General features: G+C 57.6%; 8 protein-coding genes and 1 riboswitch. Of the genes, 3 read left to right on the forward strand and 5 right to left on the reverse strand.

All coding sequences use genetic code 11. From position 1 onward, the window contains the following. Window positions 1-118: 118 nt before the first annotated feature. The 5 genes from Abci_RS01455 to Abci_RS01475 form a co-directional block, all read right to left on the reverse strand. On the reverse strand, window positions 119-1,492 hold the full coding sequence (locus Abci_RS01455; RefSeq protein ID WP_052944747.1) for a c-type cytochrome: 1,374 nt from the start codon (window positions 1,490-1,492) through the stop codon (window positions 119-121). Beyond that, window positions 1,492-3,273, reverse strand: coding sequence for a GMC family oxidoreductase (locus Abci_RS01460; protein ID WP_048837381.1), 1,782 nt, complete (start codon window positions 3,271-3,273; stop codon window positions 1,492-1,494). The genes Abci_RS01455 and Abci_RS01460 overlap by 1 nt, the downstream gene beginning before the upstream one ends. 2 nt (window positions 3,274-3,275) lie before the next feature. Next, complete coding sequence (locus Abci_RS01465) at window positions 3,276-4,214, reverse strand: gluconate 2-dehydrogenase subunit 3 family protein (RefSeq protein ID WP_244877554.1); 939 nt, start codon at window positions 4,212-4,214, stop codon at window positions 3,276-3,278. Window positions 4,215-4,304: 90 nt separating this feature from the next. Then, on the reverse strand, window positions 4,305-6,410 hold the full coding sequence (locus Abci_RS01470) for a M13 family metallopeptidase (RefSeq protein WP_048837382.1): 2,106 nt from the start codon (window positions 6,408-6,410) through the stop codon (window positions 4,305-4,307). 196 nt (window positions 6,411-6,606) lie between these two features. Continuing rightward, window positions 6,607-9,819, reverse strand: coding sequence for a TonB-dependent receptor domain-containing protein (locus Abci_RS01475; protein ID WP_219810296.1), 3,213 nt, complete (start codon window positions 9,817-9,819; stop codon window positions 6,607-6,609). 312 nt (window positions 9,820-10,131) lie between these two features. Between Abci_RS01475 and Abci_RS01480 the strand changes: the two genes are divergently transcribed. The 3 genes from Abci_RS01480 (at window position 10,132) to cobW (ending at window position 13,068) form a co-directional block, all read left to right on the forward strand. Continuing rightward, a complete protein-coding gene (locus tag Abci_RS01480) occupies window positions 10,132-11,079 on the forward strand; it encodes a 2-hydroxyacid dehydrogenase (protein ID WP_048837383.1) in 948 nt (315 codons plus the stop codon). Between the two features lie 55 nt (window positions 11,080-11,134). Next, window positions 11,135-11,389, forward strand: a riboswitch (cobalamin riboswitch). Between the two features lie 189 nt (window positions 11,390-11,578). Beyond that, window positions 11,579-12,010 (forward strand): DUF1636 domain-containing protein, encoded by a 432-nt coding sequence (locus Abci_RS01485; protein WP_048837384.1) that lies wholly within the window; start codon window positions 11,579-11,581, stop codon window positions 12,008-12,010. Window positions 12,011-12,015: 5 nt separating this feature from the next. Next, entirely contained in the window at window positions 12,016-13,068 is a 1,053-nt protein-coding gene (gene cobW, locus Abci_RS01490; RefSeq protein WP_048837385.1) for a cobalamin biosynthesis protein CobW, read from the forward strand. Window positions 13,069-13,076: the final 8 nt, after the last annotated feature.

Below are 13,076 nucleotides of genomic sequence, written 5' to 3' on the forward strand. Positions count from 1 at the left end.
TAAACTCTGCCATTGCTGGCTTGCGCTTTCTAGCCTGAACTTGCGTCTTGCAACAGGGAAAGAACAAGAAATGTTTTTTTAGTCTGCCAAAGCTGTGCCGCCGGGGCGGCACAGGCTCTTAGGGGGCAGGCGGCGGGGTAAGGCTTTGCGCGGTAGGGTGAGGCAGGGTTTTGCGCAGGTTATTGACCTCCATGTCCGTAACGGCGGGTGCGGTGTTGCCCCATGCCTGACGGATAAAGGTTGCGACTGTAGCAATTTCGACATTTGTCAGGCGGCTGGCAAAACCGGGCATGGTAAAGGCAGACGGTGCTCCCTGCGTCCCGCGCAGCGTGCCTCCGGCAAGGATGATGTGAATGACCGAATCCGGTTGTGCCGTTAGCACGGTAGGGTTCCCGGCCAGAGGCGGGAAGACGGTTGGAAAGCCCTTGCCATTGCTGCCGTGGCAGGCGGCACAGTTGTTCAGGTATAAAAGCTGCCCGGCGGTTAACGAGCCCCCACTCCGCAACGCTTTTGTAGCGGCGGGGTCTGCCTTGTACGGGGTTTGCTCAACACGCGCAGGCAGAGTTTTCAGGTAAGCTGCCATGGCCAGCAGGTCCGCCTCGGTCAGGGATTGTGTGCCGTGGTGCACCGCAGGTTCCATGGAGCCAAAGGCACTGCCATGCATGTTGCGCCCTGTTTGCAGGAAGGCCGCAATATCTGCCTTGCTCCAGCTTTGCAGGCCTGTCAGGGCCTCACCGCGCAAGGGGGGCGGGGTCCAGCCGTCAACGGGTTTGCCCCCGGCCAGATAGGCCGCGCCATCCTGCGCGGTCAGGGCTTTTTCCTGCATGGCAAGCCCACGCTCTGTATGACACGCGCCGCAATGACCGGGGCCTTCCACAAGGTAAGCACCGCGTGCCTGTTCGGCTGTGGGATAGGGCCGGTGCAGCGTAGCGGTGCGGGCATCCTGCGGTGTGGGGGCAAACATCCACCGCCAGAGAGTAAGCGGAAACCGCACGGAAAGCGGCCATGGAATAGCGTTGGGTTTTACGGCCTGTGCCACGGGTTGCACCCCGTGCATGAAGTACAGGTAAAGGGCGTGCAGGTCTTCATCCGTCATGCGGGCGTAGGAGGGGTACGGCATGGCGGGGTACAGGCTTGCACCATCTGGTCGTATGCCCTCACGGATGGCGCGGACAAACTCCGCTTCCGTCCAGCGGCCGATACCGTGGGTTTTATCCGGCGTGATGTTGGACGCATAGAGCGTGCCAATGGGCAGCGTGAAGGCATAATTGCCCGCATAGGGCTTGCCACTTTCTGCCGTATGACAGGCCGCACAATCGGCTGCGGCGGCAACGTAACGGCCTTTTTCCACCAAGGCAGCGTCCGGCGCTGGCACAGGGTCTGCGGCCAAGGCCGTATGTGCCACGGAGCAGAGGGTCAGGCTGCATGCTACCCCTGCCAGAAGACGCTTGAGGCTGCGGCGGGTACGTGGGGGCAAAGAGTGCAGGGCCATCATGGTGTTACCAGCGGGCCGCCCGCGCCCTTCAACCATTGCGTGCGAATATGGTGGGCGGACCAGTAGGCAAGCGCTGCCACAAGCCCTGTCGGGTTATACCCCATGCCTTGCGGGAAGGCGTTGGCCCCCACCACAAACACATTGGGCACATCCCAGCTTTGCAGGTAGCGGTTTAGGGCGGATGTTTTGGGGTCTTCCCCCATAATGGCTCCGCCGCATAGATGGGTGGTCTGGTAGTCCCGCACATCAAACGGTTTGGCGGGGTCACGCATACCGTAATGCACATCCCGCGCGCCAAGCGCCTTGACCACTTTGTCCAGCTTGCTCACCACATAGCGGTTCATGCGGATATCGTTGTCTTTCCAGTCAAACGTCATGCGTAGCAGGGGCTGGCCGTAGGCGTCTTTCCATGTGGGGTCGAGGTCCAGATACACATCGCGGTAGGCCATGTTGGAGCCTTGGGCGTTGATGGTAAAGCTGTGGCGGTAGCTGTCCAGCGCCTGCCTTTTCCAGTCACTGCCCCAGCGTGCTCCATTGGTCATGGCCCCCTTGGCCCCGGCAATGGGTTTAACCCCAGCCTGATTAACCCAGAGCGGTGAGCCGCCAATAAACCCATGCGGCCCGTGGTCAAAGTTATCGCAGTTGAAGTCATCCACCGCTACACCCCCAGCGGAGCCAATAAACTGGTCCGTAGTGCGGGTGGCGGGCATGAGCACCGTGCTGTTGGTAATGTTCTGGTAGGTGAAGTTACGCCCTACCGTGCCGGTATTGCTGTGGGGGTCATAGGGTTTGCCAATGCCCGACAGCAGCATGAGATGCACGTTATGGAATTGAAAGGCCGCCAGAATAACCAGCCCCGCCGGTTGGGTGATCTGGTTGCCCTCGGCATCCTGATAGACCACGCCGGTGGCTTTTTTGCCTGTGGAATCCAGCAACACTTTCAAAACATGCGCGTTGGTGCGCAGCGTAAAATTCTCGTGCCGGCGCAGAGCGGGCAGAATATTCACGTTGGGCGAGGCCTTGGCATACATATAGCAGGCATAGTCTGAGCAATAACCGCAGAAATTGCACGGCCCCATCTGTGCCCCATACGGGTTTGTATAGGGGTGGGACGCATTGGCGGCAGGCATGGCGTAGGGGTTATACCCGGCCTCCGCCGCGGCTTTGCGGAACAGGTGCGCCGTGTACACATCCCGCAGGGGCGGGAGCGGAAAGTCATCTGAGCGGTCAGGAGCAAAGGGATTGCCCTTACCCACTATTTTGCCGCCAACGCTATAGGCCTCGCCGGAGGTGCCAAACACCTTTTCCGCGCGGTCAAAAAACGGTTCCAGTTCTTCATAGGTCACGCCGTAATCCTGAAGCGCCATGCCTTCGGGAATAAACTTGCGGCCATAACGCTCCGTAATGTGGCTGCGTAAGCGCAGGTCCTGCGGCATGGCGCGGAAATGCACGCCGGTCCAGTGCAGGCCAGCGCCGCCTACGCCTTCACCCGGCAAAAAGGCGGCCAGACGGCGGTAGGGTAGGGCCTGCTGGTCTGTCCGGTTGCGGACTGTTACGGTGGTGTGGGCAAGGTTCTGGAACAGCTTGTAGCGCACAGCGCCTTCCAGCTCATCCAGCGAGGCAGGGTAAGCGCCGTCTGTTGCTGTGGAGCGGCGGCCACCGCGCTCCAGCATAACGACGGATAACCCGGCTTCACACAGTTCCTTGGCCATAATGCAGCCAGCCCAGCCAGCGCCGACCACAACCGCATCCACAGGGGGAAGGGTTTTGTCTGTCATGCTCAGGGTGTCTCCCCGTTTATGGAGACCGGACCATAGGGATAGGGCGTATCGTAACGGTCCACCCAGTCCATATAGTCGCCGCGTGCGCCGGGAAAGCCCATCATGGTCCAGCCTGCAAGGTGGCGGTTGCCGCCATGCCGTGGGTCAGCAAAGGCACCTTCTATGGTATCGGCGCGCAGTTGTTCAAAAAATTGGCCGGAGGGCAGGCCATCAAACTGTGTGATGTTGTGTTCCAGCGCACTCAGTACGGCATCCTGCGTTGCGGGGGGCAGGTTTTCAAAAAGGGTTTGATGCTGCGTTTGTACCCACGCCTGCGTGCCCGCAATGCCAAGCCGATAAAGCTGCTGCGGGGTGTAAGGCAGTTGATAGCCCAGATTGGCCGGGCCGTTTACGTGTGGGCCTTGCATGTACCATGTCTCACCGCGTGCCCACGGGGTAGCCATCTGTTGCTCTATGTAATGCGGCACACCCAGCATGGTGGCACCGGGGCCAGAAGCATCTTCAGGAAACAGGCGCTCACACGCAGCCGCCAGAAACGCTTTTTCTGCCGCGGAGAAAAAGAGCGTGTTCTGGGCCGCTACTGGCTGGGCCGATGCGTCTGCGGGCGAGGATGCGGTTTGGCCCGCCTGTGCACGCCCGGCCCCTATGGCCAGTGCCGCAACACCGGTACCCAGCCCCTGCACCACATGCCGCCGCCGCGCTGTGGGGGCGAAGGCTGTTTCTGTAGGCAGCGGGCTGGACGTGCGGGAGCGGGGCAATACAGGCTTGGGGGGCACATCAGGCATGGGGGGCGTGTTTATCTCCAGATTTGAAGGCCGGACAAAGGGGGTGCAGCACAGCCAACGTGCGGAGCGGGTGCCAGTTTGCCGGGTGGGGTGTTTCTTTTTGGTAGCGAAGCAGGTCGCCAGAAACAAGCATGGCCCGCGTGAGCGAGCCATGAAAGGGGCGTGTCCGCCCGGTGCCGTGCCAGCAGAGTAAAGGGGTTAGCCCTTAAGTCTCTGCTGGCTGAGCCCTGAAAAACTGGTGATTTACCAGATTTTAGCGCGGTCCTGCGGCTTCAGGTAGAGGGATTCACCCGGCTTTACGCCCCATGCTTTGTACCATGCATCAATGTTGTGCATGGGAATGTTCACACGGGCCTGCGGCGGGGAGTGCGGATCTGTCACGACCAACTGCTTGACGGTGTCATCACGCAGTTTTTCACGCCAGACCTGTGCCCAGCCAAGGAACACGCGCTGGTCACCCGTCAGACCATCAATGACCGGAGCAGGCTGGCCGTTGAGGGAAGCGTGGTACGCATCCAGCGCCAGCGTCAGGCCGCCAAGGTCAGCAATGTTCTCACCCATGGTCAGCTTGCCGTTGACGTGCACACCCGGCAGCACTTCAAACGCATCATACTGTGCGCCAAGGCGGTCAGCCTGCTTCTGGAAGCGTGCGGCGTCTGCCTTGGTCCACCAGTCGCGCAGGCGGCCATGTTCATCATACTGGCGGCCTTCATCGTCGAAGGAGTGGGTCATTTCATGACCGATCACACCGCCGATGGCGCCGTAGTTGATGGCAGGGTCAGCCTTGGCATTGAAGAAGGGCGGCTGAAGAATGGCAGCCGGGAACACAACCTGCACAAACACAGGGTTGTTGTAAGCGTTTACGGTCTGCGGGGTCATGCCCCATTCATCACGATCAACTGGCTTGTCAATGTGAGCAAGCCAGTAGGCCCATTCAAAGGCAATGCCGTTCTTGGCGTTGCCGTACACGTCACCCTTTGTCACGGCCAGACCGGAATAGTCGCGCCATTTGTTGGGGTAGCCAACCTGAACCTCAAAGTTTTCCAGCTTGCGCAGGGCGGCTTCACGGGTGGGCTTGCTCATCCAGGTGTTGTGTTGCAGGCGAATGCGGAAGGCATTCTTCAGGTCGCCCGTCAGCTTCTGCATGGCGGTGCGGTTTTCTGCCGGGAAGTAGCGTTCAACATACACTTTGCCCAGCGCCATACCCATGGCGGAGCTTGTGGCCTGAACCCCACGCTTCCAGCGTGCGGGCAGGGCAGGCTGGCCGCTCAGCGCTTTGGAGAATTCAAAGCGGGCCTGCACAAAAGCGTCCGGCAGGTAGGTTGAGGCACTGCTGACGGTGTGGAACACCTGCCACGCCTGCAACAGGCTGATGTCAGCCTTGGCCAGAATGGCGGCTTCTGCGGTAATGGCAGAGGGTTCACCCACAATAACCGTACGGTTTTCAAGGCCGTCTTTCGGCAGGCCGGCTGCGGTCAGCCATGTCAGCCAGTCAAAACCCGGTGCAGCTTTTGTAAGGTCTGCAACCGTCATGGGGTTGTAGGTTTTCTGCGGGTCACGCAGGTCCGCACGGGCCCAGTGTGCTGTGGCAAGCTGGGTTTCAAACGCCACAATGGCAGCGGCTGCCTGCGCAGGTTCCGGCCATTTTACCAGTGTCAGCGCTTTGGTGATGTAAGCCTGATAGGCGGCTTTCTTCTCAGCAAATTCCGGCTTCAGGTAATAATCGCGGTCAGGCAGGCCAAGGCCATCCTGATCGATATTGATGGCGTATTTGGTGGGGTCTTTTGAATCCGGGTTGATGCCCAGAGAAAAGGGAGACGTGGCGAAGGAGGAGAACGCCGCACCGGACAGCGCAGCAAAAGCTGTTGCGTCCTTGGTTTCCAGAATGGTCTTCAGATCACCCTTGAGTGGCTTGGTGCCTTTTTTCTCAATGGATTTTTCATCCATGAAGGAGGCGTAGTAGGTGCCCAGCTTTTCTTCAATGGTTTCAGGGTGTTTGACCGGGTGTTCTGACAGTTCGTTCAGTATGGTCTGCACCCGCTCACGGGACAGTTCAGCCAGCGCATTGAACGGGCCATAGCTGGTCATGTCTGACGGGATGGTCAGCTTGTCCAGATACGTGCCGTTTGCATATTTGAAAAAGTTATCACCCGGGATGGCGGCGGTGTCACGTCCGGCAAGGTCAAAACCCCATGTGCCAAAATCTGCCTTTGGCAGGGCGGCAGGGGCGGTTGCTGCCGGGGCATCTGCTGCGTGTGCGGCGGTGGTAACAGCGCTCAGGCCAAGCCCTGCAGAAAGCAGGAGAGCCAGTTTGCGCGAAGCCCGCGCAGGGCGTTTAAAAACAGTCATAATGTCTCCGGTTAAAAGTGGTGACAGAAAATGTGACGGCAAAAACAAACTCTTACAGCGTGCCGGGACTATAGGCCAAAAGTTACCTGAACGAAATAGCAGAGAGCCAGACGATGCCCACGCTACAAAAAATGCAGGGGTGTGTGGACACCCCTGCATTCTGTTGAGCTTAGACTTTATGGCCTGATGACCGGCATTAGAAATGTGCGCCGATGTTCATCTGGAAAGAGCGGCCAATCAGCGCTTCATAGTAACGTGTGACACCGACCGCACCCGGATATTTGGGCATGGCGTTGGTGATGTTGTTGATCATGAAGTTGGCATCAATGTTTTTGGTAATCTGATAGCCAAAGGTTGTGTTGAAGTAAGCAAAGCTTGGGCGGTTGTTATGCTCGTAAGCTGTGTCGGCAACCTGCAGGGCATATTTTGATTTGCCGTAGAAGATTGTCTGCCACTGCACAAACAGAGGACCACGTGTGTAGTTCAGGTTGAGGGTGAACAGGTTGTTTGGGCTATTGGTGCCGCCTGTCTGGAAGTAGCTGTTACCCAGATAAGTCTGCGTGTTTTTCAGATAATGCGTGTAGTTGCCACGCAGTTCCAGGCTTCCGGCATTGTCGGATAGGCCAACGCGGCGCAGCGGCAGATAGTAGTCCAGCACACCTTGCAGAACCTGCATGTGCTGGTTTGCAATATTGAAATACCCGTCCGTAAAGTCGGTGATCTGATGTGTGGACGGATCACGGGTGAAGGTGTTGCAATACGCGTTAGAGGGGTAGGTTGAAGAGTCGTAGCACGCTTGAATCAGGTTTTCCGCAGTGAGGGATGTGATCTCATTGTTAACTTTGACGTCAACAAAAGACCCTTTCAAGTCAAAGCCTTTGATGAAGCGTGGACGGAACTCCAGAGAACCTGTGTAGCTGTGAGAGGTCTCGTTTTGCAGGCTACGGTTGCCACCCGTTGTGCCTTTAACCGTGCCATTGACAAAGTTGGAAACAAAGCCGCTTGGAACTTTTGCTTTTGCGCAGTTCAGAGCGCGGGTTGTGGGGTTGGGGCCGGAATTAACAAAGGCTGCATCGCACGGGTCATCGCCATATTCATAGGATGTGCTCTGTGGAGAGAACAGTTCCGTAACAGACGGGTTACGGACGGACTGTGCATAGTTACCAGACAGGCCGAAGTCCTGCGTTGGCCACCAAGCTCCACCGAACATATAGGTCCAGTAGCTGCCTGTAATGCTGTTGTTAATGTAACGACCGTTTGCAGTTGCCGTTAGGCTGTAAGCACCAGGTACATTCATGGCCGGAGAAATCAGCGGTACGTCCAGTTCGCCAAAGGCTTCATGGGTATAGTAAGAGCCGGACGTGTGAGGCATTACGGTTACGTTGCCGTACTGCCTGCGGCTGCCATCGTCCAGCAACTGGCCAGCAAAGAAGCTGCCGGGGTTGAAGTTGTAGCCTTCACGGCGATGCTCATAACCCAGGTCCCACCGGATATCACCAGCAGGCAGTCTCATGACTGTACTATTGATTTCCGCCTGAAAGTCACGCTGGGCATTGGTGTTTTTATAGTGTGCGTCAGAGATAATGTAGTCTCGTGCGCCGGGTGTGCTCTGGTTTGTACCGAACGGGTTAAACGGCTCACACGTTTCACTGCGGGTTGCGGCGGGTGAGTTCACATAACCAGAGGCGCAAACGATGTTACCACTCGCATCCCGGGTGCTGTTCAGCGCATTAATCAGGTTTTGCGTGTTGATCATGGGTTGCCATGTATCACTCATATATTTGCTGTACTGACCACGCAAAGACCAGTTGAAGTGCCGCCCAACGGCGTTGAAGTCGCCTGACAGGCCGCCTTGGAAACGGAACATTTGCATGTCCGTTCGATACATTCCCCCATCCAGGTCCTGATTCAGGCGGGAGAGATAGAATTTATCTGTTGGCTGACCGCTAGCAGCAAGGGCATTTTTGATGGTAGTCCGCTCAGCATCCGTGAGATACGGATTGTCGGTGCTCAGTGTAAAAGCGCCATTTGCATTATGATATCCCGGACCGTAGGAGCCATCGGTGTTCAGGTAGCTGCTCATGTCGAGCGGCCCGTCACCAAAATATGGCGTGGTCCAGGTGCCCTGTCCAACGTCATTGCTGGCACGGCTCCGTGCGTACCAGCCCTGCCAGGTCGCGTGCAGATGATCGTTGAAGTCATAGTGGCCCAAGGTGGTCAGATTAAGCTGGCTGGATGGCGCATAGAGCTGGTTATAGTCACGCGTCGCCAGACCATTGCCGCCAGATGCACTATAGCCTGTCTTGGTGATGTAATTGTAGGTGACAGGAACAAGGGATTTCCCGTCCTGGCTAAACATCAAAGGTTGACCGGCTGCGTTGGCAATGCCGTCATTGACGCCTTTATAGATTGGAAGGGATGTGCCTGTCAGTCCAGGAATGCCGGTGACAGAGGCCCACAGATTTCTGGCGGCTGGTGCCAGCATGTTTGTATAGGGGGTGCTGACGCCCAGAGGAGCACGCTGGTAGGAAGTCGCGTTTGAACCCAGTGAGTTTGGCAGGTCGTTATACATAACGCCGCCCGCGTTACGGTATTCAAGGTCAAATACAACGCCACCTTTGTCGTGGTCGAACGTGCGGCCGTATTTGAAGGTAATTTTTTCAGACGGGGCAATCAGGCTCTGGGTCCAGCCGCCCTGTGCCGTCATGTCTACACCAGTGAAGTGGTCATCCAGCCGGTAGTTGACTACACCGGCCACGGCGTCTGCACCATAAGCTGCGCCAGCGCCACCCAACCGGGTATCCATACCTTTGACGAGTGAGGTGGGAATAGCCGCCACGTCCACCTGAGAACCGGAGCCTGCGCCGTAAACAGAGGCAGAGGCGCCCCCGACCATACGCATCCCGTCAATCAGGGTCAGGGTACGCTGGGACCCAAGGCCCAGCAGAGACACGAAGGACTGCCCAGCCCCAAGCCCCTGAGCCCCGATGGGGGACTGATCCCCAACCGTGAAGGACGTGTTTTCACGCATCAGGGCCAGACCAAGGTCTGTATAGCCACGCGCCCGGATCTGCTGCGCGTCCACAGTGGTCCCTGCCATCACGTTACTAAGCCGTGTCTGGGAGAGGCGGGTGCCCGTGACAGTGATGTTTTCAGAGCTATCAACAAGGGATGAGCTCTTTTTCAGCGTATCCTGCTTGTTTACGGAAACAGCATTTTTCTGTTTTTTGGACTTTTTATCTTTTTCCGGCTGCGTAACGGATGCTGCGTCCTTTTGCACAGTTTCAGCGCGGAGGAGGGGGGAGAACAGGAGCGTAGAAACCGCCATGGGAACAGCCAGCTTAAGGCTGGATGGCCGTGTGCGGGGTTTTAACTGGGGTATAAAAAATCCCTGTTGCAAACGAGTCATATTCCACCTTGCAAAATAGCGGATAAAAAATTTACGAAGCACTTATCGTAATTTTTAACTACTATGCAAAATCAGACGTATAAAACGTTTTTTGCATCCCACTATCATTGCGATAATGCACTGTGTTAGAAAAGACACACTGTGCTGAGTCGCGCGGAAAATTAGAATCGTTTCCGAAACAAGATAAGCTATGTTAAATTTTTATTTCAAGAAAAATATGCATGAGATCCCACGTAAGTGGCTGATATTTTGGTGAAGAGGTAAATTTCACACAGTGTGTTACGCTAACCTGACAGTGTGAGAGGACTTCTGATGGTTTGCCTTGCGGTCAAAGCAGGAAGCCCTGTAACCTTCCCGGAATGGAAAGCCCTGTTTACGGAGCTTATGCCGGGCCTAGAGGTGCAGGACTGGTACGCACCCTCGTTTGATCCTGCGCGGGTTGACTATGCTTTTGTCTGGCAGCCGGAAGCGGGACGACTTGCGCAGATGGGCAAGCTGAAAGCCATTCTGAGCGTTGCCGCCGGAGTGGATCATATTCTGGCAGACCCGCTTTTGCCCAAAGGCATACCCATAGTGCGCATGGGCGGAGACGAAACAGAAACCCAGATGGCCGACTATGTGCGCTGGGCGGTATTTTCGCTGTTGCGGGAGGCCCCACGTTGGCACGTTGCACAGGCTCGCGCATCCTGGGCCAGAAAAGACATGCCTCCCACGCGCCTGTCCACCAACAGTTGTGTTGGGATTATGGGGCTGGGGCATCTTGGTACCCATGTGGCACAAACACTGCTGGCCGCAGGCTTTAAGGTGTGTGGTTGGGCGCGGCACGACAAACAGCAAGAAGGCATAGTGTGTTACGCCGGGCCGGACGGGCTGCTCCCTTTTTTGCAGCACTCGGACATTGTGGTGTGCCTGCTGCCGGAAACGCCGGAAACAAAAGGCATGGTGACCTATTCTCTCCTGTCGCACATTCGTAAACCAGCGGGGTTTATTAATGTCGGGCGCGGTGCGGTTGTGGTGCAGGCGGACCTTGCAAGGGCATTGCAGGACGGCACTCTGCATGGCGCCGTGCTGGATGTATTTGAAACGGAACCTCTGCCAGCAGACTCACCGCTCTGGGCAATGTCGGGGGTATTGCTGACACCGCATGTGGCATCGGAAGCGTCACGCCCGGCGCGGGCGCGCTATGTGGTGGCCACGCTTGCAGCACTGGAGCGGGGCGAGCCGGTAGACCGCCTGTATGATCCCGCGCAGGGGTACTGAACGGAGGGCAGGGCTTGTTTGCACCCTCCGGGTCTTGAAACGCAGCAGATTTGCCGCCATTGTCCCGCCTGATGGTGTTCCGCAAGGAATGAAAAGGGAAGATCGGTGCGTGGTGCAAGCCATTAGTCCGTCGCTGCCCCCGCAACTGTAAGTGTGCTTTGCCACAGTCCTGTGAACGGTGCTTTTTAACAGCCCGTCACACCCACCGGGGCCATAATGCTGGGAAGGGGGCGCTGTAGGGTATTTCTGTGCTGCACGGCACAGGCTGCCAGCCACAAGCCAGGAGACCTGCCATCAGGCCCGCGTACTGTTGTTTTTATACAGTGCGTCGGTCATTTGGTTTTATGGTGTTGGCTCTGGCGGGGTGCCCGGTGCGTAACACTATGCGGCACTGTGCTGCATAGTCCTGTACCCTGCCACAGGCGGGGGCGGGCCAAATCTGTCCGCACCTCAGCCACGGGCCAGCGCTTTGCGGGGCTGCGCCGTAACAGGATGCGGAATGTCAGAGCTTTCTTCCCCTTCTTCCAGTCAGGCCGGGTATGATCACCCTGTTCTGCATGTCTGCATGACCTGTCGCCGGGGTGGTCCGGCCATGGAGCGCCCGCCCGGTGCCCAGCTTTATGACCGCCTGCTGGCCGTACTGGCCGCAGAAGCGGAGACGGAAGAGGGCGCTGTGCTTCCTGTGACGCTAAAGCCTGTAGAATGCCTTGCCGCCTGTGACCGCGGCTGTACTGCGGCCATTGCCATGGCGGGCCGTTGGACGTGGCTGCTGGGCCATCTGGGCGCTGAAAAAGCGGAAGATCTTCTGGCGTATGCGCGGCTTTATGCCGCCAGCAAAAAAGGCACGGTCATGCCGTCCCGCCGCCCGGCCTCACTTTCTGATATGGTGCTGGGGCGCGTACCTGCATCGCTTTACCAAGAACAGGACTGAAAACCATGAGTGCTGCCTCTCTCTCCCGTGTGCCGGTTACCATCATCACCGGTTTTCTTGGCGCGGGTAAAACCACGCTCCTGCGCCATATCCTGCATAAGGCGCAGGGCCACCGTATTGCGGTTGTTGTTAATGAATTCGGGTCGCTTGGGATTGATGGTGAAATCCTGCGTGGCTGCGGCATAGAAGGCTGCCGCGATGATGATATTGTTGAACTGACCAACGGTTGCCTGTGCTGCACCGTGGCGGATGACTTCCTGCCCACTATGGAAGCCCTGCTGGACCGTGCAGACCCACCGGAACATGTGGTGATTGAAACCTCCGGTCTGGCATTACCCAAACCGTTGCTCAAAGCCTTTGGCTGGCCCACCGTGCGTAACCGTATGACGGTAGATGGCGTTATTACCGTGGTGGACGCCCCGGCCATAGCCACAGGCCGCTTTGCGGATGACCCGGATGCCGTAGCCCAGCAGCGTGCGGCAGACCCCTCGCTGGACCATGACAATCCACTGGCAGAAGTGTTTGAAGACCAGTTGAACGCCGCAGACCTGATTGTACTGAACAAGACAGACCTGCTGAGCGCGGAAGAACTGGCACAGGTGGAAGCTGAAGTGCGCCGCCTCTCACCCCGTCCCATCAAGATTATCCGCGCAACGGAGGGCAAGGTTGACCCGGCCGTGCTGCTTGGTCTTGGTGCCGCCGCCGAGGCCGATCTGGATGCGCGTCCGTCCCACCACGATGCGGAAGACGGCGAGCACGAACATGATGACTTTGAAAGCTTTGTGGTGCCCGTGCCGGAACAGGCCAGCGTAGAGGCTTTCCTGACACAGTTGCAGGACGTTGCCTCCACGTTTGATGTGCTGCGTATGAAGGGGTTTGCTTCAGTGCAAGGCAAGCCCATGCGCTTGGCGGTGCAGGGGGTTGGTACCCGCTTCCGGCACGAATTTGACCAGCCTTTGCCTGCTGGTGCTGATCGGTCAGGCCGCATTGTGGTGATCGGGCAGAAAGGGCTGAATGAAGCCGGTATTCGCGCCGCCCTGTCACACGGGGCAGCCTGACCACTACG

This window comes from Acetobacter cibinongensis (assembly GCF_000963925.1).
Lineage (GTDB): Bacteria > Pseudomonadota > Alphaproteobacteria > Acetobacterales > Acetobacteraceae > Acetobacter > Acetobacter cibinongensis.